Here is a 26,297-nt window from a genome sequence, read left to right on the forward strand (position 1 = left end):
GAATAAACCCAACCCCGGAGGAAACCAGGATGGCATACCCACACTTCGATGATCTGCTTGCTGCCATAGCACCCCTCCCGGACATTCCGGTAGCGGTGGTAGATGCGGCCGAGGAACATGTCCTCCTGGGTGCCTGCGAGGCCAAAAAACAAAGCATCGTTGAACCCATTCTCATCGGCGATCCTGATAAAATCCGTCATCTGCTCCAACAGATGGGGGCCGATTCGGGTACTTGTCCCAACTTTCAGATTGTCGCCGCCGACAATCCCGATGATGCCGCCGACAAGGGCGTGGAAATGGTCCTTTCGGGAGCAGCAAAAGCGCTGATGAAAGGGCATTTGCATAGTGATGCCTTTCTCCATCCCATTCTCGCCAAGCTCCGTACGGAAAAACGGCTTTCTCATATATTCGTTACCGACATTTCCAGCTATCACAAACTGCTGCTGATAACCGATGCGGCCATCAATATCACCCCGGATTTGCCAACCAAAGCCGCCATTCTGCAAAATGCCATCGATCTGGCGCATATTCTGGACGTGGCGCATCCCAAGGCCGCCATTCTCTCGGCGGTGGAAGTCGTCAATCCGGCCATTGCCTCCACCGTCGATGCCGCCTGCCTCTCCAAAATGGCCGAGCGCGGTCAGATTACCGATGCACTGGTCGATGGACCCCTGGCTTTTGATAATGCCATTTCCAAGGAATCGGCGCAGATCAAAGGCATCCGTAGTGAAGTCGCAGGAGATGCCGATATCCTGCTGGTACCCGATCTGGTTTCCGGCAACATTCTCGCCAAAGACCTGGAATATCTGGCCGGCGCGACCATGGCTGGCATTGTCATGGGGGCCAAAGTGCCCGTCATCCTCACCTCCCGGTCTGATCCGGCCCGGGCCAGACTGGTTTCGGCGGCCCTGGCGGCACTGATTCATTACCACAAAACAGGAGCCCATTCCCAATGACTGCAACGGAGCCATGCCAGGCCATCGCCACCCTGACCCTCAATCCGGCAGTGGATATTGCCTATGAAGTGCCGCACCTGATTCCCGATCAGAAAAGTCATGCCCTTGCTACGCGTTATGATCCTGGCGGTAATGGCGTGAATGTCGCCCGCGCCCTCAAGGAGCTCCTGGTCTGCGCCCATAGTTGTTGCATCGTCGCCGGGAATATAGGCGAGCTGTTGCAGAAGCTGCTGCAGCATCAACTGGACAGCCCGCATTGCGTGCATGTGGAAGGCGAAACCCGGATCAATGCCACCATTCTTCAGGGTGATCCGCCTGCACAGTTTGAAGTGACCGGGATCGGTCCACTGGTTTCCGAACTTGCGCTCAGCGCCGTCAAAACAAGCTTTCTGGAACTGTGCAAGGGCGGATTTGCCGTGCTCACCGGCTCGGTTCCTCCGGGAGTGCCCGATCTCATATATGGCGACCTGGTGGACAAAGTACAGGCGGATGGCGGCAAGGCCGTTGTCGATGCCCACGGCGCGCTGTTACAAATGGCCCTTCCCCATCAGCCCTACCTGATCAAACCCAATCGCTATGAGTTATCGGTACTCAGACAGCGCGAGTTGCCCACGCTGGAAGACGTCGCCCGGGAAGCCCGCGCTATCCAGCGGGAAGGTGTCCAGTACGTTTGTGTCTCGCTGGGTGGTGAAGGCGCCCTGCTGGTTGGACCCGACGGCAGTTATCTGGCCGAGGCACCCAGCATAGCGGTCAAATCCACGGTTGGTGCGGGAGATTCCATGGTTGCCGGACTGGTAGCGGCGCTGGCACGCAGGCAGAGTCCCGCCGAGGCGTTGCGGCTTGCCGTTGCCTGTGGCAGTGGCACGGCGGCACGGCCTGGTACGGAAATATTTTCTCACAGTCAGGTGGTTGAACTGTTGCAACAGGTGAACGTCAAGATGCTCGATATTTAAAAGGAGATTTACGACATGACGGAAAGTACAACGGATATTCTGATTGTCGGCGGTGGTCCCGCCGGAATGATGACGGGCATGACCGCCGCCCAGTTTTCTCCCCACAAAAAGGTTCTGGTGCTGCGCCCCGAGACGGACGCTGTCATTCCCTGCGGGATTCCCTATATTTTCGGTACCCTGGGAGGCACCGAAGAAGACATGGCCGGACGTGCGCCGCTCCTCGCAGCAGGCGGCCGGATCCAGGTTGGTAAAGTCGCCAGCATAGATCGCAACGCCCGCACCGCCACTCTGGAAAACGGTGACCTCATCCATTGGGAACGGCTGGTTCTGGCGACCGGCGCGGAGAACTTCATTCCGCCCATTCCGGGTACAGAACTGGAAGGCGTTTTCAGCATTCACAAGGATTATGACTATCTCGACAAATTGTTCAGCACCCTGATCCCGCAAATCAAAAAGCTGGCGATTATTGGCGGAGGATTCATCGGTGTGGAATTTGCCGACGAAATCCGCAAGCGCGGTATTGAGGTCCACATTGTCGAGATGCTGCCCCATTTGATGCAGGCGGCCTTTGATCTGGATGCCTGTAAGGCGGTAGAAAAACAGCTCAGCGAGCACGGCGTCCATATTCATACCGGCTGCAAGGTAGAAGCCCTGGTGGCCGGTGCCGATGGTAAACGGGTAGGCCAAGTGCAAATCGCCGGACAGGAGGCTCTGGAGGTTGATGCGGTGCTCATTGCCATCGGTACCCGTCCACAGGTAGATCTGGCCAAGGCGATGGGCCTGACCCTGAGCCGCTCTGGTGGTATCTGGGTCGACGCCTTTCAACGCACACGGGAAGATCCGCATATTTTTGCTGTGGGTGACTGTGCCCACAAACAGGACTTTTTTACGCGCAAAGCCAATCATGCCATGATCGCCTCACAAGCCGCCGCTGAAGGTCGCATAGCTGGAATGAATTTGTATGGCCTGCGTCAGTTGCGCGCCAATGCCGGCTCGGTGAGCGTCTACGCCAGTGAAATTGATGGTCTGGCCTTTGGTGTGGCCGGCTTGACCCAACATCAGGCCGAACAGGAAGGCTTTCCGATTTTAAGTGGGGAAGCCCGCCTGCCTGATCACCATCCGGCCTCCATGCCCAACACCACAGAAATTTTCTGCCGTATCATTTTTGCTGCTGACTCCCTGCAAATTCTGGGTGGGCAGGTTCTGGGGGGTGCCACCACCGGGGAACTGGTCAACACCATCGGTCTCGCCATTCAGATGCACGCTACCGCACCCGATCTGGTCAGCATGCAGTTTGGCAGTCAGCCGCGCCTGACCCCTTCCCTGCATCCGCTGGTTGCCGCAACCGGGGATGCCCTGCAGCGTCATTATGCCCTCCTCCACCCCTGCGTAGATGACAGCCAATGATGAAGCTCCCCAAGCATCGCAGCAAGATTGTCTGCACCATTGGTCCCGCATCTGATGCCCCCAAGGTCCTGGAACAGATGATCCGGGCGGGCATGAATGTCGCCCGGCTCAATCTGGCCCACGGCACGGCCGATGAACATCGGGCGCGCATTGCCCGCATCCGCGATGCCGCCCGCAAGACCGGGTATCGCGTCGCCATTCTGGCCGATCTGCCCGGCCCGAAAATCCGCATTGGCCGCTTGCCAGTTCCGGTCACCCTCAAGCATGGGGATCATGTTCTGCTCGCTCCGGGTGCTCCGGGGACGGCGCAGGCCATTCCTCTGGAACTGCCGCCCCTGGCCAAACCCCTCGTCAAGGGCGATACGGTCTATCTGAATGACGGTTTTCTGGAACTTCGGGTAGAACAGCATGATCACCAGGGCGTGCTGTGTCAGGTGATCGTGGGTGGGGTGCTGCTTTCCCATAAAGGCGTCAATTTGCCGGGTGTTTATCTGGAGGGTGGCGCGCTCACTGCTGCCGATCGGGAATTACTGGCCTTTGCCCTGGAGGCCGGGGTCGATGGTCTGAGTGTTTCTTTTGTGGAAAGCGCCGAAGACCTGCACGCCGCCCGCCGTGCAGCCAACGCCCTGGGATTTCATCCTTTTCTGGTCGCCAAAATCGAAAGAGCACGGGCCTGGAAACACATTGATGCGATTATCGATGCGACCGATGCCATCATGGTGGCACGCGGCGATCTAGGGGTGGAGGTGCCCATCGAGGAAATTGCCATTATCCAGAAACGCCTGATCCGCAAGACGCGCGCCGTGGGTAAACCCGTCATCACCGCCACGCAAATGCTGGAGTCCATGGTACATAACCGGCGGCCAACCCGCGCGGAAGTGACCGACGTGGCCAATGCCATCCTCGATGGTACGGACTGCATCATGCTCTCGGAAGAATCAGCCATGGGCGATTTTCCGGTAGAAGCCGTAAAAATGCTGGCTGAAATTGCCCGCGTTACCGAAAAAAACCGGGCGGAACTCAATCCTCTGAGTTCCATCGACCTCGATGACAAGCCCGGCGTAGAATCCATTATTGCCAGCAATGTCCGGCACAGCGCCGAACGGCTGCATCCTTTGTTTGTAGTAACCCCTACAGAAACGGGAACAACGGCCGCACGCATTGCGCGGTTTCGGCTTGAACCCTGGATTCTGGCCATGAGTCCCCATTCGTCGACCTGTCAGCGCCTCTGTCTGCACTATGGGGTCTATCCTATAGAAATGCCGAGTCCCGAAAGTGGCTGGGAAGAGGCGGCGCGTCGCTGGCTGCGCACTAACGCTGTTGAAAAAGGTTTGATTTTACTGACGCAAGGCCCCAGCAAGGGTCATCCGGGAGGGACCAACCGCCTGGAAATCATTCATCTCGATGTTTCTGCCCCACAATAACAGGAGAGTGTTTTATGGACAGCTTGATTGAAGACATTATCGCCCGCGAAATTCTGGATTCTCGCGGTAATCCCACAGTAGAAGTGGAAGTTTATCTCAGCAACGGGCAACACGCCCGCGCCGCCGTTCCCTCGGGGGCTTCCACCGGCAGCAAGGAGGCGGTGGAACTCCGTGATGGCGACTCCCATCGTTTTGGGGGCAAAGGCGTCCGTCAGGTCATTCAGAACATTGAGGAGATCATTGCTCCCGACTTGCAGGATCTGGATGTGCGCGATCAAAAAGCCATTGACGAGACCATGATCGGTCTGGATGGCACGGATAACAAAAGCAAGCTCGGTGCCAATGCGATTCTCGGCGTGTCCATGGCCTGCGCCCGAGCCGCCGCTGATTATTGTGACCTGCCGCTGTATGCTTACCTGGGTGGACCCGGTGCTACCCGCCTGCCTGTGCCCTGTTTCAATGTGCTGAATGGTGGCGTCCATGCGCACTGGCAGGGGGCTGATTTTCAGGAATGCATGCTGGTTCCCTATGGGGCTGACAGCTTCCGCGAATCGCTACGCTGGGGTGCGGAAATCTACCATGCGTTGCAGGCCCTGCTCCTCGAAAAACATCTTTCCGTCGGCGTCGGTGACGAAGGCGGCTTTGCCCCCGCCGTCGATTCCAATCATGAATCCTATGACCTGCTTGTCGAGGCCATCCGCCGTGCCAGATTTGAACCCGGAAAAGATTGCGGCATCGCCATTGATCCGGCTTCTTCGGAATTCTTCAAAGACGGAAAATACCAGCTGCGCACGGAAAACCGGGCTCTGAGCAGTGCGGAAATGGTCGATTATTATGCAGAAATCGTCCGTAATTACCCGGTGGTTCTGCTGGAAGATGGTTTGGCCGAAGACGACTGGGAAAACTGGAAGCTACTCAATGAAAAACTGGGTAGCAGCATCGAACTGGTGGGCGATGACATTTTCTGCACCAATCCGAAAATCATTGCTCAGGCCATCGAAGACAACATTGCCAATGCAACGCTGATCAAGCTCAACCAGATTGGCACAGTGACGGAGACCATCGCCGCCGCCCGGTTGGCCCAATTTAACGGCTGGGGGGCTTTCGTCTCGCATCGCTCCGGCGAAACCACCGATGATTTCATTGCTGACCTGACCGTGGCCCTGGACACCGGTCACCTGAAGTCCGGCGCACCGGCCCGGGGTGAACGGGTGGCCAAATACAACCAGTTACTGCGGATTGAAGAAGAACTGGGCACAGCCGCCAGTTTTGCCGGTAAAAAGGCTTTTGTGCGGCCGGTACGTGGATAAAACAGCTGATACACGAGGAACAGCAGTCATGAGTCCTGAATCCGGTTCTTCCATTCATACCTGCAGCGGGCTCAGCAGTGCCGAGGCGCAAAAACGTCTGACACAATACGGACCCAATGCCGTAGTCGAAGAAGCGCCCAAAACCTGGCTGTTGTTCCTTCACAAATTCTGGGCACCGGTTCCCTGGATGCTGGAAGCCACCTTTGTTCTGGAGGTGCTGCTGACCAAGTGGCCGGAAGCCATCATCATCGCCCTGCTTTTACTTTTTAACGGAATACTGGGCTTCAGCCAGGAACGCAAAGCCCAAAACGCCTTGGCCCTGCTGCGCGAACGCCTGCTCATCCAGGCCCGGGTGTGCCGGGATGGCAACTGGCAGACTCTGGCGGCCGCCGATCTGGTTCCGGGTGATCTGGTGCATGTGCGCGTGGGGGATATTGTTCCCGCCGATCTGCACCTGACAGATGGCAATGTTCTGGTCGATCAATCCGCACTGACCGGAGAATCCATGCCGGTGGATTGCACGGCAGACAGTACCCTGTATTCCGCCTCCATTGTAAAACGCGGGGAGGCCAGTGGAGAAGTCACCGCTACCGGGGCCAAAAGCTATTTCGGTAAAACCGCCGAACTGGTCCGTGGCGCGGGTGCCAAAAGCCATCTGGAAGAGTTGGTTCTCAGCATTGTCCGCTATCTGGTCGCCATGGACGTTCTGCTGGTGCTCGCCATTCTCGCCTATGCCATGGTGCAACAAATCCCGCTCGCCAACATTTTACCCTTCGCCTTGATTTTGCTGGTCGCCTCGGTGCCCGTCGCCCTGCCCGCCACCTTCACCCTCGCCACCGCCATTGCCTCCCTGCATCTGGTTCATCGCGGAGTGCTGGTGACCCGCCTGGCCGCCGTGGAAGAGGCAGCGGCCATGAACGATTTGTGCAGTGATAAAACCGGCACCCTCACTCAGAATTGTCTCAGCCTCAGCCAGCTTCAGCCCTGGCCGGATGTCAAAGAGGAGGACTTACTGCGTATGGCCGCCCTGGCCAGTGATAGTTCTACCCAGGATCCCATTGATTTGGCCATTCTCCAGGAAGCTGAGAAAAGGCAAATCAGTTCGCCAGCCCGTGCGCAGTTCGTGCCTTTTGATCCGACCAGCAAGCGGTCTGAAGGCACCTTTACCCAAGATGGTAATCTGTGGCGTGTCATGAAGGGCAGCCCGCAAATCATTGCCAAGCTCTGTGGGAATGCAGACTGGGAAAGTCGCACTGCAGAATTAGCCACCAGCGGCGCACGGGTGCTGGCGGTCGCGGCAGGGCCCGATGGCCAGCCCCGCTTTTTGGGCTTGCTGGCTCTCTCAGACCCTATTCGTTCCGATGCCAAGGACGTGGTGCAACAACTCCAGAAACTGGGCGTGAAGGTTCGGATGGTCACGGGAGACAGCGTCCAGACCGCACAAAGCGTCGCCAGCACTCTCGGGATTGACGGTCAGGTTTGCGCGCGGGACCAAATCACCGAAGATTGTGGGGTTTATGCCGGGGTCTTCCCGGCCGACAAGTTTCATCTGGTCCAGGGGCTGCAAAAAAAGGGCCGGATTGTCGGCATGACCGGTGATGGGGTGAATGACGCCCCCGCACTCAAGCAGGCGGAAATGGGGGTAGCGGTGGAAAGCGCCACCGATGTGGCCAAGGCCGCTGCCAGCATTGTGCTGACCACCCCCGGGCTGCAGGGGGTACTGGAGGCAGTCATCACCGGCCGCCGCGTTTACCAGCGCATGCTCACCTATACCCTGAACAAGATTGTCAAGGTCTTTCAGGTCGCCCTGTTCCTGAGTCTCGGGTTTTTACTCTTCCGCAGCTTTGTGGTCACTCCCCTGCTGGTCCTGTTGCTGCTCTTTGCCAACGATTTTGTGACCATGTCCCTGGCCGAAGATAACGTCCGTCCCTCGCCCCAACCGGATCGCTGGGCAATCCGGACCCTGGTCTTTTCCTCTCTCGCTGTCGCTATCGCCTGGCTCGTCTATATATTTGCGGTCTATGCCGTGGGCCGTAGCCTCCTTCTGCCTACCCCCTCAGTCCAGACCCTGGATTTTCTCGGCCTGGTATTTTCGGGCCTCGCCAATGTCTTTCTGGTCCGCGAGCGCGGTCACCTCTGGGCATCCCGCCCCGGAACATTCCTCAGCGTCGCCAGTCTGGTAGACATCCTGATTGTCAGTTTTCTGGCCATCATGGGTTGGTTGATGGCCCCTATCCCCTGGATGATGGTTCTTTACCTGCTGGGAGCGACTGTTGTCTACACGCTGTTGCTGGACCAGATCAAGGTTCCTCTGCTACAAAAACTGACGCATGCTTAAGCATTTTATCTGGAGCACAGAAATACCATGATCGCAAAGTCACGTCATTTTCATCTTCAGATCGTCGATGTGCATGGCGAAATCTATACTGGTCTAGCCACTTTTGTGGTTGTGCCCGGTGAATTGGGTGAACTGGGCATTTTGGCCGGTCATGCACCGTTAATCAGCATTCTCAAGGCTGGCGAGTTACGCATCACCCCCGTTGAAGGACCGCCGGAAATTCTTTTCATTGAAGGCGGAATGGCAGAAGTTCAGCACGAAATGGTGACGGTTCTGGCCAACAACGGACTACGCGTCAGCGATATTGACCCCAAACTCAGCCAAAATCGTATCAGCGCCGCTGAGCGTATCCTGAAAGAGCGTAAGGCTTCAGAAATGGATTTTGTCGCCGCTGAATTGGCTTTGCAAAGTGAACTGGCCAAGCTCAGGGCCTTTCAAAAATATCAGCAGGCAAGCCCGGGAAATGAAAAGCGGGAATATGACTGGGAACGCCCCCCTCTGGAAGGCGTCCCGAATATTAATGTACAAGCACTGGAAGACTGAATCTTGCGAATGAGTCGCTGACAGGCCCAGAACGAGCGATCTTATAAAACCCGGACATACTCAGCGGGCAACGGACTTTCCTGTTGCGCCTGCTGTTCACCATGGGCCACGAACAAATTGATCACTTGTCCGTGGGCCTGAATCAGGGTCACCACATTGGGATCATCGCTACGTTCTTCAATCATCACACCATCTGGAAGCAGGCTGACTTCCATATGCACTTTGTCATGTTGAGCAAACAACTCGGCGAAAGCCGGATCCCAAAAACGCAGACCAAAATTTTCGTGCAAGCGCTGTTTCATGGCAGGGACGTGATCATGCAATAAAGTGACCACTTCCGGATTGTGCGAACGGGTTCGCGAGCGAATCCCATCGGGCAGGATTTCCAGATCACGCTGAATATCATTGTGCAGCGCCAGAAGGCGATGGAAAACATTCTGGTCATGCTGATGACGGGCAGCCCGGACAGGATCACGACCTGCCCCACGCATGCCAACATGCATATTTTGTTGTGGAAACATAGGGATACTCCTAAAGTTAAGTCTATACGCCGCCCAGACGATTTGCCGGGGCGGCTACATCAATCATTTTTGATATCTGCTGAATACAACCTCATCAGAACTTACTCAGTGGAGAGTATCCTGCAGCCACCGCTGAACGGCATTGAGAAAAATCAATTTTGACTGATTTAGTCGGATTTATGCGCATCAGGCATGCCAGCAATATGTGCAAGACTTGTTGGTTTCAAGATTTCCAGTTGACCGCCCTGCTCCTGAATCAATGCCTGACGCTTGAAATCTGCCATAATCCGACTGACATGCTCGGTAGAAAGCCCCAGAAAGGCGGCGATATCTGTTCGCGTCAACGGGAAAGGCAAACTGCGCAATTGCGGATAGCGCTGCGACCATTGCAGCAAAAAAGTCGCCAGACGCGCCTCAGCCCGTTTGGCACCCAACTCGACAATCTGCTCTTCACTGCTTTGCAGAGCGTCCTGCCAGCGCTGCAAAATAGCTGCCTGAACTTTGGGTAATCGTTCCGACAAGCGCTGGAGTTCTGCCAGATCCAGCCGGCAGAGCTGACTCGGCGCCAGTGCAATGGCCGTATGACGATGAGGCTCGCCCTGCATACCTTCAAAACCCAGTAGGTCGCCATGATGAAGAATACGAACGATGACTTCCTGACCGTTTCCCAGAGATTTTGACAACTTTACTGCACCTTCCCGCAGGGTATAGGCATATCGGGCGGGTTCTCCAGTCCGATATAGAACTGCCCCGTGCCCGGATTCCATATCCTCTACTTCCATACCCAGACTACAGAGCTCTTCGGGGGTCAATCCGGCAAAAATGCTTTGGGCGCGCATGCGACATCGCTGACAATCGGAGCGTTTATGGTTCATAACTACCTGAAAAAATATGCCGCACCTTTACTCAGGTGCCCAGTACTGCGGATAAGCGCCTTGCTGTCCCGATTTTTTGCCAATTCCCATGGCTGCTGATCCCGCATCACTTTTACTGGATTGTGGCCCTACCAGTACCCGAAACAGATGGTTGACGGAAAGTGTCCCCACGCAGGCTTTGACACCCGCTTTCCCGACTTCCTGAAGCAATTGCTCCGCCATAGTGACTTTTCCAAAAGCACCCAGTTGCACATACCAACCCGCCCGCTGACAAGCATGGGGAATGGGTACCGGTTTAACAGATGCGGGAACGGCTGCTGCAACTTTGGCAGGACTTGTAGATGACATGGCAGGCACCGGTAAAGAAGGCGATCTGGTTGCCGAAGTCAGCAACAGCGTTTTGGCTGTGGATACTGCTGAACCGGTAGCGGCAAGCGTTTTCGGCAAGGTCAGGAATACACTGGTGGCACCTGAAGTGGTCATTTTGGCTTTCCCGGATTCGGAAACCAATGCACTTTTCCAGATAAAGGACACAGCCAACAAAATGACCAGCAAAAAAATAATGAAAAGCAGTACACCCAAACGCTTGTGCCCGGTCTGCATCTCCCGGGTCGGTCTGGCGACATTATCTGTATTTTTCATGTGTTTTTGGCGGTTCACCCGCACTCCGAAGCTCACCAAGATATGCCCATACTACAATTTTGGTCGGCACAAGCCTAGCTTGAAGAAACTGGTTTATATAACCCACTGCGGTTGATATGAACCAGTGCATCATGAGTGAAATGAACCAAAAATAGCGGTTGAATCATCTAATAATAATATAAGATTATGTTTTTATGTGAACATAACCCGAGCAAATCAGTCAGGAACAAAAGATGCTTTTATCCTAGGCAGCAACACCTAAAAACAACCGTTCACGAGGATTCAACTATGATTATTGAAGACACTTTACCCGTGCTTCTCAGTCGCCTCGATTTTGCCTTCATCACCTCCATGCATATTCTCTGGACTCCGGTGACCATTGGCATGTCGTGGCTGCTATTTTTTCTGGAAGTAGCCTGGCTGAAGACCGGCAATGAACACTGGTACCGCCTGCAGCGCTTCTTTGAAAAGCTGTTTATCGTCAATTTCGGCGCTGGTGTGGCCACGGGCGTGACCATGGAAATGGCCTTCGGCATTTTGTACGGCCCTTTCTCCCAGGCTGTTGGCCCTTTTTTCGGAAACATTCTCGGCTTTGAAACCATCACCGCCTTCATGTACGAGGCCGGCTTCATTGGCCTGATGATTTTTGGCTGGGGCAAAATCGGCAAGGGCATGCATGCTTTTGCCACCTTCAACGTGGCCCTTTCATCCAGTCTTTCAGCCATGTGGATTCTGGTCGCCAATGGCTGGATGCAGTCTCCCACCGGAATTCAACTGAAAGATGGACTGTTTCAGGTCACCAACTGGTGGCAAGCCATTTTTAACCCGAACTTTAACCAAAAATAGGAAATCCCCCGGCTCTGCCGGGGTGACAGTAGATGTTTGACATATAGGGGAGTCCATCGGAGAACCGACGTTGTGAGCCGCCAAGCACACGATGAAGGAGAAACCGATGGACGAAGGATTGAGCCTAAGGCACAGCAAGTGAGAGTGCAAATATCACATAGTATTTATTCCGAAGTGCCGACGTAGGGTGTTGTACGGTCAGTTACGGAATGATCTTGGGGAGGTATTTCGGGCTTTGGCCCGGCATAAGGAAAGCCGGATAGAAGAAGGGCATCTGATGGTAGACCATGTTCATATGCTGATTTCGATACCGCCGAAGTACGCAGTATCCAGTGTGGTGGGTTACATCAAGGGCAAGAGCGCGATCCATATAGCGCGGACTTACGGTGAACGGAAGCGTAATTTCGTGGGCCAGCATTTTTGGGCGCGTGGGTATTTTGTATCGACGGTGGGTAGAGATGAGGCGATGATTCGAGATTATATTCGCCATCAGGAAAAAGAGGATGAACGAGTAGATCAGTTGAACATATGGAGTTGATCCGGGCCACCCAGTGGTGGCGCCAAAACTGAGGGGCCGCGTTAGCGTCCCCGTTTTAAGCCGCTTTGAGCGGCTCACGAACTAAAGCTCCCGGCTTTGCCGGGAGATATTTACTTTTATTGGAAATTTTTACTTGCTCGGGGAGGGTTTTATGCATCATCCGGAATCGTTTTTTGCTTATGGGCATGCTGCTGATCCAGATTGGCGGGTGGCTTTGGTGGCTGCACTGGATATGGCGGGCAGTCAGGCCCAAAGCGGAACCCTGGGTTTTTTGTATGTGTCTGACCTGTTTGAAGCAGACCTGCCTGAATTGCTGGCGCAACTGAATCAGCAACTGGATGTTAAACATTGGACGGGTTGTGTAGGCATTGGAATTTGTGCCACAGGTCAGGAATATTTGGATACACCCGCTCTGGCATTGATGGTCACGGATATTCCCGAGGCGGAATTATCCATTTTTTCCGGAATGACACCCTACCTGAGCGACCAGCCGCTCCAGGTTAACGGTGCAGCTCCTTATTTTGCCGTTGTGCATGGTGACACCGCCACGCCTGAATTACCCGACCTGGTGCGGGATCTGGCCGGAAAAACCCAGAGCGGGTTTATCACTGGCGGACTCAGCAGTACGCGCGGAAAGGGCGGGCAATTGGCCGATAAAGCGGTTCATGGTGGTTTAAGTGGTGTTCTTTTCAGCGAAAAAGTGGCCATTGCCACCCGTCTTTCCCAGGGTTGCAGTCCCATTGGTCCCCTTCATGAAATCGGTGAGGCTAAAAGCAACATTGTTGGCACCCTCGACAAACGCCCCGCTCTGGATGTGTTATACGAAGAAATTGGGGAGATCCTCGCCCGGGATTTACAGAAGGCGGCCGGTTTTATTTTTGTCGCCTTGCCCGTAGCCAATGATGATCGCGGCGATTACACCGTCCGCAATCTGATTGGTGTGGACACGGATCGTAAATTGATGGCGATTGGTGAATATGTGGAATCCGGTCAATCGCTGATGTTTTGCAAGCGCGATGGCACTACGGCCCGGGAAGATTTGTTGCGGATGCTGACAGACCTGAAGAAACTGGTGGCTGGTCGAAACATTCGTGGCGGCTTGTATTTTTCCTGTCTGGGCAGAGGCGAAGGGCTGTTTGGCCCCGATTCTGCGGAGTTGCGTCTGATTGAGGAGCAACTAGGCCATTTTCCGCTGGTTGGTTTTTTTGCGAATGGCGAAATTTCTCATGATAAAATATACGGTTATACCGGAGTGCTGACGCTTTTTCTGGGTGACTGAGGTCTGCATACCGGTCTGCAGGGTGAGGAAAGTACGACGCTGTGCTAAAGTGCATCCAGTATATTAGAGGTTGATGATGGCGAAAGCAGAACGAATTGATCAGCGATTAATGCAGGAAGGACGTCGGACCCGTGGCGTCCTGTATTTTGGCATAGGCTTGGGGCTGGCGGCTGGTCTGCTGATTATCCTCCAGGCTTTTATTCTCGCCCATATTATCAACGGCGTGTCATTCCAGGGCCTCAGTCTCGCAGCCGTAATGCCACTACTTTGGGCTTTGCTGGGGCTTTTTGTCCTGCGTGCCGCTTTATCCTGGGCGGGGGAGCTCGTGGCTTTTCGGGCCAGTGCCCGCATCAAAACCTATTTGCGCGAACAGTTGCTGAAGCACCTTTTGCAACTGGGGCCGGTGGCCATTGCCGGCGAACGCAGCGCTGATATCGCCAGCACCATGATCGAAGGTGTGGAGGCTTTGGAGCCTTACTTTTCCCGTTATTTACCGCAAATGGCTCTGGTGAGCCTGATACCTCTGGCTATTTTGATGGTGGTATTTCCCGAAGACTGGATCAGCGGTTTGATATTGCTGATAACCGGCCCTCTGGTTCCTTTTTTCATGGTGTTGGTAGGTTATGCGGCCGAAGCGGTTAACCAGCGTCAGTGGCGAAAAATGCTGTTGATGAGCGCGCATTTCCTGGATGTGGTGCAAGGTCTGACCACACTCAAGATTTTTGGTCGCGCCAAAGATGAAATCGAAATTGTGGCCAGAATTTCTGACGACTACCGACGCAGCACCATGGCGGGTCTGCGCGTTGCCTTTCTGACCTCGGCCGTGCTGGAGTTTTTTGCCAGCCTTTCCATCGCCCTGGTGGCGGTCTCGCTGGGCGCCAGACTGCTGCAGGTCCATGCCTCAGTCACCTTTTTTACCGCCTTTTTCGTCCTGCTCCTGGCACCGGAGTATTTTAATCCGCTGCGGGGGTTATCGACCCACTATCATGCCCGCATGAGCGCCATAGCGGCTGCCAAAAGAATTTTCGAAATACTGGACATGCCATTGCCGGAAAAGCCCCAGCAGGCTGTGGAATATTCGCCTTCTACTGAAATCAGTCTGTCGGTGCGCAATCTGCATTTTTCCTATGAAGCGGGACGCAGCGCACTGGAGGGCGTGAATGCCGAGTTTCCGGCGGGTAAAGTCACCGCTTTGGTGGGGGCCAGCGGTGCCGGAAAAAGCACCCTGGCCAGTGCCTTGCTGGGTTTTGTGCAAGCCAGTGAGGGCGACATTCTCGTCAATGGGCAGATGCCGCTGAATGCCATAGAGCCGGAACTCTGGTGGAAGCAACTGGCCTGGGTGCCGCAAAATCCCCGTCTTTTCCATGGCAGTCTGGGGGATAATATCCGGATCGGCCGACCGGATGCAGATCTGACTGCACTGCGCGAAGCTGCGCAAAATGCCCACGCACTGGAGTTCATTGAAAACCTGCCTGATGGTTTTGAGACGATGATTGGTGATTTAGGCCAGGGGCTTTCTGGTGGGCAAATCCAGCGCATAGCGCTGGCGCGGGCTTTTCTTAAAAATCCGCCACTTTTCATACTGGATGAAGCCACTGCCAATCTCGATATGGAAAATGAATCACTGGTGCTGGATGCCATGCAAAAGTTAATTACAGGGCGCACAGCGATAGTCATCGCCCATCGTCTGGCCACGGCAGAACGGGCTGATCATATTATTGTCATGGATGCAGGCCGGGTGGCCGAAAGTGGAAGCCACCAGGAGCTGCTTGCAGCGGGCGGGGTGTATGCCCGTATGGTCGCTGCCTACCGGGGGGAAACCCATGTCTGATTATATTCGTCTTTTAAAACTGTTTTTCCCCTATAAGTTCTGGATGTTGGGTGGCGCTTTTCTGGCGCTGCTTACCATATTGTCCAACTTTGGATTGCTGGCGCTTTCCGGTTGGTTTCTGGCCAGTGCGGCACTGGCGGGCTTGGGTGGTTATGCCACGCTCAATTTATATAATTTTTTCCTGCCCGCTGCCGGAGTTCGGGCTTTTGCGACGACGCGGGTGATTTCCCGCTGGCTGGAGCGGGTGATCACCCACGAGGCCACCTTCCGGCTGCTGGCTCAACTGCGCAGCTGGTTTTACAGCCGTCTGGAGCCTCTGGCCCCGGCCGGATTACAGGGCTATCGCTCAGGAGACATCCTGTCCCGTCTGGTCGCCGACATAGACACCCTGAACAATTTTTATTTGCGGGTATTTACGCCATTTCTGGTAGCCGGAATGGCTACTGTGCTGATGTCCGGTTTTTTTGCCTTTTTTTCCTGGCGCCTGGCGATTGCCCTGTTTTTGTTCCTGGCTGTTTCCGGTCTGGTCCTGCCGTTTGTAGCTGAACGCCTGGGTGCCCGCAGTGGGGCGGAAATGACGGATTTGCAATCTGACTATCGGGTCCAGATTGTAGACGGCATGCAAGGTATGGGCGAGTTGCTCACTTACGGAGCCGGTCCCGAAATCCTGCGTCGCAGTCGTGCGGTCAACGATGCCATTTTGCAGAGACAGGCGAAAATGGCGCAAATCAGCGGGCTGGGCACTGCGGGCATGAGTTTTATGGGCAATCTGGCGATCTGGGTGATTTTGATTCTCGCCATCCCCCTGATCCACGGCGGCCATCTCGGGCCTTCCGATTTACCCATGTTTGCCTTGGGGGTAATGGGTTCCTTTGAAGCCATTGTCGCCTTGCCTCTGGCTTTTCAGTTTCTGGGCCAGACCCGGCAGGCAGCCCGACGGATTTTCTCGGTGGCAGACAGCGCCTTGCCCTTTCCCGATGCCAGTGGCCCGGCGCCCAAGGTGCAACAGCCTGATTTGCTGCTAAAGGATTTGCATCTGCGCTATCCCGGCGGGCAACAGGATGCCCTGGCGGGCTTGGATCTCCATATTGTTGCCGGCAGCAAGGTGGCAATATTGGGGGCTACGGGGGCCGGAAAAAGCAGTATCGCCAATCTGTTGCTGCGTTTTTATGATTATCAAAGTGGTTCGGCCCAATTCGGCGGCCATGAACTGAAAAACTTTCCTGCCGATGACCTGCGCGAATATTTTGCGGTGGTCTCGCAGCGCTCCTATCTGTTTCACACCACCATTCGCGATAATTTGCTGGTGGCCAAGGGCGACGCTGAAGAAGACGAACTTTGGGCGGCGCTGGCGGCTGCACAACTGGATGATTTTGTGCGGAGTCAGCCGGATGGGCTGGATACCATTGTCGGTGAAGGTGGTGTGAAATTGTCCGGTGGGCAGGGGCGGCGGGTGGCCATTGCCCGTGCCATCCTCAAAAATGCCCCCTGGCTGGTATTGGATGAACCCACTGAGGGCCTCGATCCGCTGACTGAAATGGAATTTCTGCGCGATTTGCAGCCCCTGATGCAAGGCCGCACGGTTCTTTATATTACCCACCGACTGCTTGGTCTGGAGCAGATGGATCGGGTATTTATCATGGACGAAGGGCGGGTCGTGGAGTCGGGAACATTTGCCGAATTGCTGAAACAGGGTGGACAGCTCAGTCATTTCGCCACTTTTCGGCACGGGGCGTCGGCGTAAAGCGGTATACCGCCGGGTTCGCTAGTGCTGACTGCCGGCGCTCAGACTGCCCAGTAGTTTGTTTTCCAGGGCCTTTCCTTGCTGGGCAGCGGACTGGCAAGCCGAGCTGCTGGGGTTCTGCAGGCAACTGATTTCCTTGCCAAGAATGGCCGTACTCTTTTTTTCCAGAACGGCCTGGGTACTTCGGGTATGAGCAGGCGTGGTCAGCCAGGATACCCCATAGCCCAATGCCGATGACAAAATGGTAGCGACCAGAAATACCAGCAGCAAACGCGTAAATCCCGATTCCAGTCCCTGATCATCCAGAAAGCGTTTACTGTACCAGGAAAATACAGGATAACTGACCAGTCCCGCGACAATCCCCCACATGCTCAGGTCTCTTTGGGCATATCCAGAGGAAGGGTATAAGGCAGTTTCTGCACATGTACTTCTGCGCCGTCCAAGGCTCCGACTCTGAGCATTTCTCCTGCGTTGGCGGCACGCAGGACCGCCAGTGCCGCATGCTGACCGGAACCGGATTCTGCGGCATTGATGACCAGCCCGATGCTTTGTTCACCCATACTTTCCGCAAATATTTCGTCGCCAGCCTGCAAGGGCTGATGGGCACTGACTCCATACATCTGGTTTTTAAGTTTGCCCAGATAATGAGAACGCGCAACAATTTCCTGACCCGGATAGCAACCCTTCTTGAAATTGATGCCGCCCAACACCTCCAGATTCAGTTCTTGAGGGATTACTTTTTCGGTGGTGTCCAGGCTGATGTAAGCCACTCCCGCCTGGATGGCGGCTAAACGCCATTGAGCAACAGGCGCTTCCAGTCCACCCGATTGGGTCAGGAGATGCGTCAGATCAGCCAGTTTTTCGCGTGGGGCGATCAGCTGAAATATTTCCAGATTTGCCCAGGGCAGGCGGGTCAGGAGCCAATCATCCCGGGCGGCACCCTCATTTTCAAGTTCAGGCGTTGCACATCCCAAAGCCTTGGTCAGAAGGTCTCCAGCGCCGGCCCCATAAATAGCCATTATTGCGTAATCGGGTTCGGCATTTTCAATGTCCAGCTTGGCCATCATCCGAAATTTGCGCAGGCGTTCTGCAACCACATTTACCAGGCTGCTGGAGAGGCTTAACCAAATATGGTCCCCGGCGCGTTGCACGTAAAAATTGGCAATCATCCGCCCTTTGGCCGTACTGTAACTGCTCCACTGTCCCTGGCCGGCACTGGTCAGGCTGCGCAGATCATTGGAGAATTGGCCCTGCAGAAATTTTTCGGCCTCCGCGCCATAGGCATGAATAAGCCCCAGTTCGCTACTCAGGAGGGAAAATTGGATGGCGGCTGATGACATGAATAAAAACTCCCGATGGCTATTACAAGCAGGCCCCGATGATAGCGCGATGGCTGCCGGGGACAAAGTACTTCCTCCCCTTTCCTGTGGGAGCGTTCAGCAGCAGGCACTGCTACACAGTCTGTCCTGCTGCTTGGCGGGACTCTGTGCATTTTTGAGCATGCTGGATAATTTCCGTTTTGGGATGGCTCTGTTATTGCTGGTTATTATCTGGACATTGTGGTTTTGCCCCTGGTCAATACAAAGGCGGATGGCGCTACCGATCGCCTTGATGTCGGGACCCGAGAATCAATATTTGCTGCAGTTGGGCAATGGCGAACAGGTACAGGTGCAACTGCGGGCATGGCCCTTTCTACATCCCCGGCTGGGCGTGCTGACGCTACGCGGCATCCACAAGCAAAAATACACGCTGGTTGGTGTTTTCCCGGTCAGGGATGCTGTCTGGCGCTTGTGGCGTCTGCATCTGCGGCAGGTATGGGCCGAGCGTAAGGCTGTTCCTGGTCGCGCTGGCTGATCATATCCTGGGGATTGTTGTGGGTGTCAGGATGATCGCTATTATAATGACAGCCCCGGGATTCACGCCGAAACAACGCAGAACGCAGCAGAATTTCCGCGTTTTGGCGCATATTGCGCAACTCCTGATACGCCCTGGATATGCCCGCAACGTCGCCAATCCGGGTTCGCATGCTTTCCAGTCGCTCAATGGCCTGTTGAATATCCCGATCGTTGCGAATGATGCCGCCGCTTTGCCACATCAGTTTCTGAATGTCGTGGCGCAGGATCTGGATATGGTCCTTGTAAATAGTGCGGTCATGAGTCGTTGAAAGTGGGCAGGCATGCAGGTTGCCATCCGGCTTATCTGGAAGTTGCGCCAAACCTTCCAGAGCTTCGACAATACTTGCCGCGCCGACCACACATTCCAGCAGGGAATTGCTGGCCAGGCGGTTGGCACCGTGCAGGCCCGTGGAGCTGACTTCACCGGCAGCAAATAACCCGGGCACCGTGCTGCGTCCTGACTGATCCACAACAATCCCACCACAGGTGTAGTGAGCGGCGGGCACGACCGGAATGGGTTCACGCGTCAAATCGTGGCCGTGTTCAAGACAATGGGCGTATATCGCCGGAAAATGTTGACGTATCCTTTCACCGGGCTGCGCACTGATATCCAGAGTGACATAGGCAAGTTGATTTTTTTTCATTTCGGCATCAATGGCGCGGGCCACAATATCTCTGGGGGCCAGTTCGGCACGAGGGTCGTACTGCTCCAAAAAAGTCCTGCCATCGGGAAGACGGAGCAGGGCACCTTCACCGCGCAAGGCTTCCGAAAGTAAAAAGGGTGTGTTATCCGGATCATAAAGGGTTGTTGGATGAAACTGGATAAATTCAAGGTTGGCGATTTCAGCCCCGGCCCGGTAAGCCAGGGCCAATCCGTCTCCTGTAGCTACCAGTGGGTTACTGGTATGCAGGTACAGCTGACCCGCTCCACCGCTGGTCAGTATGACAGCGCGGGCAGTCCATAATTCCGGCAAGCTGGACCCGTTTCCAATTACCCAGGCTCCCTGACAGGATCCGTCCTGTAGCCATAAATCAGTGACAAAGTGATTTTCCATCAGGCTGATTTCAGGATGCTGACGCAGCTGCGTCAAAAGAGTGCTTTCAATGGCATGGCCGGTGGTATCCGCCCGGTGCAGAACCCGGCGCACACGATGCCCCCCTTCGCGAGTCAAATGCCATTCACCATGCACCTGCTGATCAAATGGTACACCCCAATTGATCAGCTGTTGTGCCGCCGCTGGTCCGGCACGAATAATCCGTGACACTGCCGCCGGGTGACAGAGGCCTGCACCGGCACCCAGCGTGTCTTCAACATGCATGGTGATGCTGTCCCGGGTGAAATCCATGACGGCAGCCATTCCTCCCTGGGCCCAGTCGCTGGCCGAAGCCGCCGCCAGATCCTTGCTGAGAATACCCACGCTACCCAGGCGGGCAAGCCCCAATGCTGTGCTCAAGCCAGCGGCGCCGGAGCCTATAATTAAAAAATCGAAAGCGGGCATTCATCGTCCTGTGGAAAATAGTGTGAAGTCGTTGCAAGAAAACGCACTGCTCATGATACGATGACGCGCTAACAAGGTGAAGAACGGCACCGGAACCCTAAAGGAAGGCCGAATGAGTAAAACAAGTGGACGCGGCACAAGTGGTGCGCTGGAAAGTGGTGCGTCCAGTGACCTGCTCCTCGTTCAGCGGGTGCAAAAAGGAGAGAAAGGAGCATTTGATCTTCTGGTTCGCAAATATCAGCACAAGGTGGTCGCCCTGGTGGGACGTTTTGTGCGAACTCCTGAAGAAGCGGAAGATGTGGCCCAGGAAGCCTTTGTCAAAGCCTATCGGGCACTGAAGAATTTTCGGGGAGATAGTGCGTTTTATACCTGGTTATATCGTATTGCCGTCAATACCGCGAAAAATCACCTGGTCGCCCAGGGTCGGCAGGTGGCTATTGTGGATGCCGAAACTGAAGATGCGGAACAATTTGCCAGTGCCGATGGACTAAGAGAGTACGATACACCTGAAGGTGTTTTGCTCAGTAAGGAGTTGGCTGAGCATATTGATGGAGCCTTGTCGGAATTGCCGGAGGATTTGCGAACAGCAGTCACCCTGAGGGAATTTGAAGGGCTCAGTTATGACGAAATTGCGCAGGTTATGGAGTGTCCGGTGGGTACTGTGAGGTCCCGTATTTTCAGGGCTCGTGAGGCCATTGCCAAAGTTTTGGCACCTTTGTTAGATCAGGAAAAGTCATGAACGAACAAACAAAAAAAGAGCTGATGGCCTTCATGGAAGACGAAATGAGTCCCTTGCAGGCGAATCGTATGGCTGCCCGATTGCAAAGTGAGCAGAGCCTTCGTGATGCCTGGGAAAACCAGTACCGGGTTTCTTTTCTGCTGCAAAACGATCGCGCCGGGACGCAATGGGCTTCTGCCGGATTTGCCGATCGCGTGGCCGCACAAATAGCCGATGAGCCCGGTATTCTGGCTCCCCGTGCCGCCAGATCACGTAGTGCCATAAGTCCTTTCTGGATGAAAGCCGGTTCAGTAGCAGCCGTTCTGGTAGTGTCAGTCACCTTGGTGGGCTTGTTACCACGCAATACGCTGACTGAAGGACAAGGTGATCATGTAAATCTCGCTCATTATCAGCGAACGGCATTGTTAAGCGGCACCCAGAGTAGTCCTGAGGTGTTTCATCTCCGCCCCGTTGCCGATTTTAATGTTCAGGCATCGGGTCCGGATTTGATGATCCAGCGCGATATCAAGCGGCTCTGGATTCCGGGGCGTAGTAACTATCTGACGGTTTCAGAATCAGCCTATTATCCAAACGCTGGTGGACTGCAAAATACGGTATATAGCCCGGCAACGGGCATCAGCAATTTTTCCAATTATAATCCTGCTGGCGGCTATCCCTAAAAAATTGATGTTAAATTGTTGCCAACATGCCCGGATACCGAGATGATAAGCAGGGTATTCGAATAAGTGATAAATCGTGGTTGGGAGGGAGTGTACTGTGAGTAATCGTGTGCTGCGTATACAGCGCCCAATGGTGGCGCTATGTGTGGGATTTGCTTTGAGTGTGGGTGGAATGCTTCCGGTTGCGGCGTTTGCGGGACCAGCACCAATGGTTGCACTTCCGGATTTTACACCCATCGTGAAGCAATTCGGGCCGGCTGTTGTGAATATCAGCACGACAGAAACCAAGACGGCGCATGGTGCTGGTTCTCCGTTCCCGCCCAACTCGCCCCTGAACCAGTTTTTTGCCCCCTTTTTTGGCGCACCGGGTCAACCGGGTAGTGATCAGGGCGGTGATACCGCCCCGGGACAGAAATATCAGGTCCAATCGCTGGGTTCCGGCTTTATTGTCAGCCCGGACGGTTACATTGTAACCGCAGCCCATGTGGTCAAGGGTGCCCAGAAAATCATCGTCAGTCTCACCAATCATCACCAGTACACGGCCCATCTGGTGGGCCTGTCTACCCGTATGGATGTGGCGCTGCTTAAAATTGATGCCAATAATCTGCCGACGGTTCAGATTGGTGATTCCGGCAAGCTCGAAGTAGGGCAGTGGGTACTGGCTGTAGGTTCCCCCTTTGGTTTTGAGAACAGCGTGACTCAGGGAGTCGTCAGTGCTACTGCCCGGCCATTGCCGGATGACCCCTATATTCCCTTCATCCAGACCGATGTGCCCATCAATCCGGGTAATTCCGGTGGTCCGTTGTTTAACATGCGCGGTCAGGTCATTGGGATTAATGACCAGATTTATACCAACAGTGGCGGTTACATGGGTTTATCTTTTTCGATCCCCATCAATGTGGCCATGGACGCGGTCAAACAACTCAAGCTGCATCAGAAGGTACATTTCGGCTGGCTGGGCGTAATGATTCAGGATGTCAGCATGGATCTCGCCAAATCCTTCCACATGAAAGAACCGATAGGGGCTCTGGTATCCCAGGTAGTGCCCGATGGCCCGGCCGCCAAGGCGGGTTTGCGTCCTGGTGACGTGATTGTTTCCTTTGACGGACATGCCATCTACAACTCGGGTCAGTTGCCGCCCATGGTTGGAGCCCTGCCTGCCGGATTCAAGGCAAAACTGGGAATCATTCGGGACGGTAAGCCCATGACCCTGAATATTGTCGTTGAAAGTTTGCCCGGGGATATGGACAAAGCGACCGAGAAGGCATCTGCTCCTGATGCACAAACCCGGAAAGGTGAAATCAAGCGGCTGAGTATTGAAGTGGGTCCGTTGACGGCAGAAGCCCGCAAGCAACTGAACGTCAATACCGGCGTGCTGGTTTTGGGAGTCGCACCGGGTGTTGCGGCGGAAGCAGGCATTCGCCCGGGAGACGTCATTCTTCAGGTGGCGCAACAGCCCGTCAATAACGTCAGTACATTGCAAAAGCTGGTAGCTTCCCTGCCTGCCGGGCAGCCAGTTCCAGTATTGGTGCGTCGTGGTGACGGTAGCTTCTATATAGTGCTTTCACTTCCGCGCTGAAGCATAGAGAAATCGTCCGGGGCTGGTGTATGTACCAGCCCTTTTTGTTATGGTGTCGAGCAGGACAGTGAGACCTGTCAGGTTGTCAGGGATTTAAGGGTATATGACTGAGCAGCAACATATTCGTAACTTTTCCATCATTGCCCATGTGGACCACGGTAAATCCACGCTTGCTGATCAGTTTATCCGCTTGTGCGGTGCCCTGACCGAGCGGGAAATGTCCAGTCAGGTACTGGATACCATGGATATTGAAAAAGAACGGGGCATTACTATCAAGGCGCAAAGTGTGCGTCTGCAATTCAAGGCCAAAGATGGACAGGAATATCAGTTCAATTTGATTGATACGCCAGGTCATGTGGATTTTTCCTATGAAGTGAGCCGTTCCCTGGCAGCCTGTGAAGGGGCTTTGCTGGTGGTAGATGCCTCCCAGGGGGTGGAAGCCCAAAGTGTGGCTAATTGCTACACGGCTTTGGAGCATGATCTCGAAATTGTTCCGGTGCTCAATAAAATTGATCTTCCAGCGGCAGATACGGCCCGGGTGCGTACGGAAATTGAGGAAATTGTCGGACTCCCCGCTGATGACGCCATTGAGGCCAGCGCCAAGGAAGGCATCGGTATTCGTGAGATCCTCGAAAAAGTGGTTGAACGGATTCCGGCTCCTCAAGGCGATGCCAACGCCCCTTTGCAGGCGCTCATCATCGACTCCTGGTTTGACAATTATCTGGGTACCGTGGTGCTGGTGCGGGTCATGAACGGATCCATCCGGCCCGGTCAGCGGATTGTGACCATGGTTGGCCAGAAAAATTATGTGGTTGAAAAGGTTGGGGTTTTTACTCCAAAGTCGCTCATCGTGCCGGCACTGGAAACAGGGGCCGTGGGGTTTGTTATCGCCGGAGTCAAAAGTATTGAAGGCGCGCGGGTAGGCGATACCCTGACTGAACAGGATCGGCCAGCGTCTCAGGCCTTGCCGGGATTTCGCGAGGTGCAACCGCAAGTGTTTACCGGCTTGTATCCAGTTGATTCATCCGATTATGAGGATTTTCGTGAAGCTTTGCAGAAATTGCGTCTGAATGATGCGGCCCTGCAATTTGAACCCGAAACTTCGCAGGCTTTGGGCTTTGGCTTCCGTTGTGGGTTTCTCGGCTTACTCCATATGGAAATTGTTCAGGAACGCCTGGAACGGGAATATCAGCTCGAACTCATCAGTACCGCACCCACCGTGGTTTATCAGGTGATTACCACCGATGGGCAGACTCTGAAAATCTCCAATCCCGCAGAATTGCCCCCCGTCCAGAAAATCGCCGATTTTCAGGAGCCGGTCATCAGCGCCAATATTCTGGTGCCGGAAACCTATCTGGGTCCGGTGATTGCCTTGTGCGAAGAACGGCGTGGCCAGCAGAAAAATATGCAGTTTACGGGGGGGCAGGTGATGTTGCGTTATGACTTACCCCATAATGAGGTGGTCCTGGACTTTTTTGATCGTTTGAAATCAGTCAGTCGCGGTTACGCGTCCATGGATTACGAGTTTGCCCGTTTTGAAAGCGGCCCACTGGTTAAAATGGATATTTTGATTAATGGCGAAAAGCTGGACGCCCTGTCCTGGATTGTCCATCGCGATGTTTCCGAGCGTCGCGGGCGTGAGCTGGTTACCCGTTTACGTGAACTTATTCCCCGACAAATGTTCGAAGTGGCCATACAAGCGGCGATTGGTGCCCGAATTATTGCCCGTGAATCCGTCAAGGCAATGCGTAAAAACGTCCTTGCCAAATGCTATGGTGGAGATATTTCCCGCAAACGAAAATTGCTGGAGAAGCAGAAAGAGGGCAAAAAGCGTATGAAACAGGTTGGACACGTGGAAATTCCGCAAGAAGCTTTTCTGGCGGTACTCAAGAGCGATAAACGCTAAAAAGGAAGGAAAAACGTCAATGGATTTTACTTTGGGTTTGTTTCTGGCGGTGCTGTTATCTGGTCTGATCTGGCTGGTAGATATTGTTTTTCTGCGGCGCAGGCGCGACAAGGAAACCCGTGAGTCTCTCATTGTAGAATATGCGCGCAGTTTTTTTCCGGTGCTTCTCGTTGTCTTTTTAATTCGTTCCTTTCTGTTTGAACCGTTCCAGATCCCATCGGGCTCGATGATTCCAACCCTTCGGGTCGGTGACTTTGTTCTGGTCAACAAATTTCAGTGGGGTTTGCGACTCCCCCTCATTCATACCCCCTTAACCCGGGGCAGCCCGGTAGAAGCCGGTGATATTATGGTGTTTCGTTATCCCAAAAACCCCCGCATTGACTATATCAAACGGGTCATCGGTCTTCCTGGTGATACGATCGAAGTGAAGGGTAATGACCTCTACATCAACGGCAAACTGGTCCCGCAAAAATTTATCGGGAATTTTAATTACCGTCCAGAAGGACAGGGTGCCGAGGGCATGGTCATTCCCACCAAAGAATATGCCCAGGAATTGGGTGGCCACCATTTTCACATTATTGAGTTTGATACGCCTGAAGCCCAGATGAATTTTGGACCCTATAAAGTCCCCCCCCATTCCTATTTCATGATGGGAGATGACCGTGACAACAGTAATGACAGTCGTTTCTGGGGTGTAGTGCCAGAGCGCAATATTGTGGGTAAAGCCATGTTTGTGTGGTTTTCCTGGGATGCAGAAGACTGGTCTATTCGTTGGAAGCAGATTGGCCGTTCGCTGGATGGTCAGCATTAATT

The 26,297-nt window shown here is 54.3% G+C and carries 22 protein-coding genes and 2 pseudogenes; 18 read left to right on the forward strand and 6 right to left on the reverse strand.

What is annotated here, in order from left to right; translation table 11 throughout:
* Window positions 1-29 precede the first annotated feature (29 nt).
* From H7F11_RS12310 to atpC, 7 genes are read left to right on the forward strand one after another with little or no spacing between them, the layout of a single operon-like run.
* Window positions 30-956: a bifunctional enoyl-CoA hydratase/phosphate acetyltransferase gene (locus tag H7F11_RS12310; protein ID WP_193649716.1), complete on the forward strand. Its 927-nt coding sequence runs from the start codon at window positions 30-32 to the stop codon at window positions 954-956.
* Window positions 953-1,909, forward strand: coding sequence for a 1-phosphofructokinase family hexose kinase (locus H7F11_RS12315; protein WP_193649717.1), 957 nt, complete (start codon window positions 953-955; stop codon window positions 1,907-1,909). The genes H7F11_RS12310 and H7F11_RS12315 overlap by 4 nt, the downstream gene beginning before the upstream one ends.
* A gap of 15 nt (window positions 1,910-1,924) precedes the next feature.
* Entirely contained in the window at window positions 1,925-3,316 is a 1,392-nt protein-coding gene (locus H7F11_RS12320; protein WP_193649718.1) for an FAD-dependent oxidoreductase, read from the forward strand.
* Window positions 3,313-4,740, forward strand: a complete 1,428-nt coding sequence (gene pyk / locus H7F11_RS12325) for a pyruvate kinase (protein ID WP_227485473.1) — start codon at window positions 3,313-3,315, stop codon at window positions 4,738-4,740. Before H7F11_RS12320 ends, pyk begins: the two co-directional genes overlap by 4 nt.
* A 14-nt stretch (window positions 4,741-4,754) precedes the next feature.
* Window positions 4,755-6,050, forward strand: coding sequence for a phosphopyruvate hydratase (eno, locus tag H7F11_RS12330; RefSeq protein ID WP_193649719.1), 1,296 nt, complete (start codon window positions 4,755-4,757; stop codon window positions 6,048-6,050).
* Between the two features lie 28 nt (window positions 6,051-6,078).
* Window positions 6,079-8,388, forward strand: a complete 2,310-nt coding sequence (locus H7F11_RS12335) for a plasma-membrane proton-efflux P-type ATPase (RefSeq protein WP_193649720.1) — start codon at window positions 6,079-6,081, stop codon at window positions 8,386-8,388.
* 27 nt (window positions 8,389-8,415) lie between these two features.
* Window positions 8,416-8,931: an ATP synthase F1 subunit epsilon gene (atpC, locus tag H7F11_RS12340; RefSeq protein ID WP_193649721.1), complete on the forward strand. Its 516-nt coding sequence runs from the start codon at window positions 8,416-8,418 to the stop codon at window positions 8,929-8,931.
* A 41-nt stretch (window positions 8,932-8,972) separates the two neighbouring features.
* On the opposite strand, the gene H7F11_RS12345 is transcribed toward atpC, so the two are convergent.
* From H7F11_RS12345 to H7F11_RS17115, 3 genes are all read right to left on the reverse strand, one after another.
* Window positions 8,973-9,452 (reverse strand): hypothetical protein, encoded by a 480-nt coding sequence (locus H7F11_RS12345; RefSeq protein ID WP_193649722.1) that lies wholly within the window; start codon window positions 9,450-9,452, stop codon window positions 8,973-8,975.
* A gap of 167 nt (window positions 9,453-9,619) precedes the next feature.
* Entirely contained in the window at window positions 9,620-10,291 is a 672-nt protein-coding gene (locus tag H7F11_RS12350; protein ID WP_227485474.1) for a Crp/Fnr family transcriptional regulator, read from the reverse strand.
* 63 nt (window positions 10,292-10,354) lie between these two features.
* Window positions 10,355-10,987, reverse strand: coding sequence for an SPOR domain-containing protein (locus H7F11_RS17115; protein WP_193649724.1), 633 nt, complete (start codon window positions 10,985-10,987; stop codon window positions 10,355-10,357).
* Between the two features lie 270 nt (window positions 10,988-11,257).
* Between H7F11_RS17115 and H7F11_RS12360 the strand changes: the two are divergent.
* The 5 genes and pseudogenes from H7F11_RS12360 to cydC form a co-directional block, all read left to right on the forward strand.
* Window positions 11,258-11,803, forward strand: a pseudogene (locus H7F11_RS12360) (cytochrome ubiquinol oxidase subunit I); the annotation flags it as partial.
* 118 nt (window positions 11,804-11,921) lie between these two features.
* Window positions 11,922-12,353 (forward strand): annotated as a pseudogene (gene tnpA / locus H7F11_RS12365) (IS200/IS605 family transposase).
* Between the two features lie 151 nt (window positions 12,354-12,504).
* Complete coding sequence (locus tag H7F11_RS12370; protein ID WP_193651236.1) at window positions 12,505-13,632, forward strand: FIST C-terminal domain-containing protein; 1,128 nt, start codon at window positions 12,505-12,507, stop codon at window positions 13,630-13,632.
* 76 nt (window positions 13,633-13,708) lie between these two features.
* Window positions 13,709-15,463: a thiol reductant ABC exporter subunit CydD gene (gene cydD / locus H7F11_RS12375; protein WP_193651237.1), complete on the forward strand. Its 1,755-nt coding sequence runs from the start codon at window positions 13,709-13,711 to the stop codon at window positions 15,461-15,463.
* Entirely contained in the window at window positions 15,456-17,207 is a 1,752-nt protein-coding gene (gene cydC, locus H7F11_RS12380) for a thiol reductant ABC exporter subunit CydC (RefSeq protein ID WP_193651238.1), read from the forward strand. The genes cydD and cydC overlap by 8 nt, the downstream gene beginning before the upstream one ends.
* Window positions 17,208-17,228: 21 nt before the next feature.
* Here cydC and H7F11_RS12385 read toward each other — a convergent pair whose 3' ends face one another.
* Window positions 17,229-17,576 carry a hypothetical protein gene (locus tag H7F11_RS12385; protein WP_193651239.1) on the reverse strand — a complete coding sequence of 116 codons (348 nt, stop codon included), beginning with the start codon at window positions 17,574-17,576 and terminating at the stop codon, window positions 17,229-17,231.
* Window positions 17,577-17,578: 2 nt separating this feature from the next.
* The gene (locus H7F11_RS12390) at window positions 17,579-18,547 is read right to left on the reverse strand and encodes a YgfZ/GcvT domain-containing protein (RefSeq protein WP_193651240.1); all 969 of its coding nucleotides are present in this window, start codon (window positions 18,545-18,547) and stop codon (window positions 17,579-17,581) included.
* Between H7F11_RS12390 and H7F11_RS12395 the strand changes: the two genes are divergently transcribed.
* Window positions 18,531-19,061 (forward strand): hypothetical protein, encoded by a 531-nt coding sequence (locus H7F11_RS12395; RefSeq protein WP_193651241.1) that lies wholly within the window; start codon window positions 18,531-18,533, stop codon window positions 19,059-19,061. The genes H7F11_RS12390 and H7F11_RS12395 overlap by 17 nt on opposite strands.
* On the opposite strand, the gene nadB is transcribed toward H7F11_RS12395, so the two are convergent.
* The gene (nadB, locus tag H7F11_RS12400) at window positions 18,976-20,556 is read right to left on the reverse strand and encodes an L-aspartate oxidase (protein WP_413773197.1); all 1,581 of its coding nucleotides are present in this window, start codon (window positions 20,554-20,556) and stop codon (window positions 18,976-18,978) included. The two genes, H7F11_RS12395 and nadB, sit on opposite strands and share 86 nt — an antisense overlap.
* A 157-nt stretch (window positions 20,557-20,713) precedes the next feature.
* Here nadB and rpoE point away from each other — a divergent pair, with 157 nt between their 5' ends.
* From rpoE to lepB, 5 genes are all read left to right on the forward strand, one after another.
* On the forward strand, window positions 20,714-21,340 hold the full coding sequence (rpoE, locus tag H7F11_RS12405) for an RNA polymerase sigma factor RpoE (RefSeq protein ID WP_193651243.1): 627 nt from the start codon (window positions 20,714-20,716) through the stop codon (window positions 21,338-21,340).
* Complete coding sequence (locus tag H7F11_RS12410) at window positions 21,337-21,999, forward strand: sigma-E factor negative regulatory protein (RefSeq protein WP_193651244.1); 663 nt, start codon at window positions 21,337-21,339, stop codon at window positions 21,997-21,999. The genes rpoE and H7F11_RS12410 overlap by 4 nt, the downstream gene beginning before the upstream one ends.
* Window positions 22,000-22,129: 130 nt before the next feature.
* Window positions 22,130-23,578: a DegQ family serine endoprotease gene (locus tag H7F11_RS12415; protein ID WP_193651277.1), complete on the forward strand. Its 1,449-nt coding sequence runs from the start codon at window positions 22,130-22,132 to the stop codon at window positions 23,576-23,578.
* Window positions 23,579-23,681: 103 nt separating this feature from the next.
* Entirely contained in the window at window positions 23,682-25,484 is a 1,803-nt protein-coding gene (lepA, locus tag H7F11_RS12420) for a translation elongation factor 4 (RefSeq protein WP_193651245.1), read from the forward strand.
* 19 nt (window positions 25,485-25,503) lie between these two features.
* A complete protein-coding gene (gene lepB, locus H7F11_RS12425; protein ID WP_193651246.1) occupies window positions 25,504-26,295 on the forward strand; it encodes a signal peptidase I in 792 nt (263 codons plus the stop codon).
* Window positions 26,296-26,297: the final 2 nt, after the last annotated feature.

Source organism: Acidithiobacillus sp. HP-2 (genome assembly GCF_015100155.1).
Taxonomy (GTDB): Bacteria; Pseudomonadota; Gammaproteobacteria; order Acidithiobacillales; family Acidithiobacillaceae; genus Acidithiobacillus.

Bases quoted from the DNA above. Each gene is read 5' to 3' on its own strand.
- pyk (WP_227485473.1), top strand. From the start codon at position 3,313: ATGATGAAGCTCCCCAAGCATCGCAGCAAGATTGTCTGCACCATTGGT.
- H7F11_RS12390 (WP_193651240.1), bottom strand. From the start codon at position 18,547: ATGTCATCAGCCGCCATCCAATTTTCCCTCCTGAGTAGCGAACTGGGG.
- H7F11_RS12410 (WP_193651244.1), top strand. From the start codon at position 21,337: ATGAACGAACAAACAAAAAAAGAGCTGATGGCCTTCATGGAAGACGAA.
- atpC (WP_193649721.1), top strand. From the start codon at position 8,416: ATGATCGCAAAGTCACGTCATTTTCATCTTCAGATCGTCGATGTGCAT.
- lepA (WP_193651245.1), top strand. From the start codon at position 23,682: ATGACTGAGCAGCAACATATTCGTAACTTTTCCATCATTGCCCATGTG.
- H7F11_RS12415 (WP_193651277.1), top strand. From the start codon at position 22,130: ATGGTGGCGCTATGTGTGGGATTTGCTTTGAGTGTGGGTGGAATGCTT.
- H7F11_RS12385 (WP_193651239.1), bottom strand. From the start codon at position 17,576: ATGTGGGGGATTGTCGCGGGACTGGTCAGTTATCCTGTATTTTCCTGG.
- cydD (WP_193651237.1), top strand. From the start codon at position 13,709: ATGGCGAAAGCAGAACGAATTGATCAGCGATTAATGCAGGAAGGACGT.
- H7F11_RS12335 (WP_193649720.1), top strand. From the start codon at position 6,079: ATGAGTCCTGAATCCGGTTCTTCCATTCATACCTGCAGCGGGCTCAGC.
- H7F11_RS12350 (WP_227485474.1), bottom strand. From the start codon at position 10,291: ATGCGCGCCCAAAGCATTTTTGCCGGATTGACCCCCGAAGAGCTCTGT.
- H7F11_RS12370 (WP_193651236.1), top strand. From the start codon at position 12,505: ATGCATCATCCGGAATCGTTTTTTGCTTATGGGCATGCTGCTGATCCA.
- eno (WP_193649719.1), top strand. From the start codon at position 4,755: ATGGACAGCTTGATTGAAGACATTATCGCCCGCGAAATTCTGGATTCT.
- H7F11_RS12395 (WP_193651241.1), top strand. From the start codon at position 18,531: ATGGCGGCTGATGACATGAATAAAAACTCCCGATGGCTATTACAAGCA.
- rpoE (WP_193651243.1), top strand. From the start codon at position 20,714: ATGAGTAAAACAAGTGGACGCGGCACAAGTGGTGCGCTGGAAAGTGGT.
- H7F11_RS12315 (WP_193649717.1), top strand. From the start codon at position 953: ATGACTGCAACGGAGCCATGCCAGGCCATCGCCACCCTGACCCTCAAT.
- H7F11_RS12320 (WP_193649718.1), top strand. From the start codon at position 1,925: ATGACGGAAAGTACAACGGATATTCTGATTGTCGGCGGTGGTCCCGCC.
- lepB (WP_193651246.1), top strand. From the start codon at position 25,504: ATGGATTTTACTTTGGGTTTGTTTCTGGCGGTGCTGTTATCTGGTCTG.
- H7F11_RS12345 (WP_193649722.1), bottom strand. From the start codon at position 9,452: ATGTTTCCACAACAAAATATGCATGTTGGCATGCGTGGGGCAGGTCGT.
- cydC (WP_193651238.1), top strand. From the start codon at position 15,456: ATGTCTGATTATATTCGTCTTTTAAAACTGTTTTTCCCCTATAAGTTC.
- H7F11_RS12310 (WP_193649716.1), top strand. From the start codon at position 30: ATGGCATACCCACACTTCGATGATCTGCTTGCTGCCATAGCACCCCTC.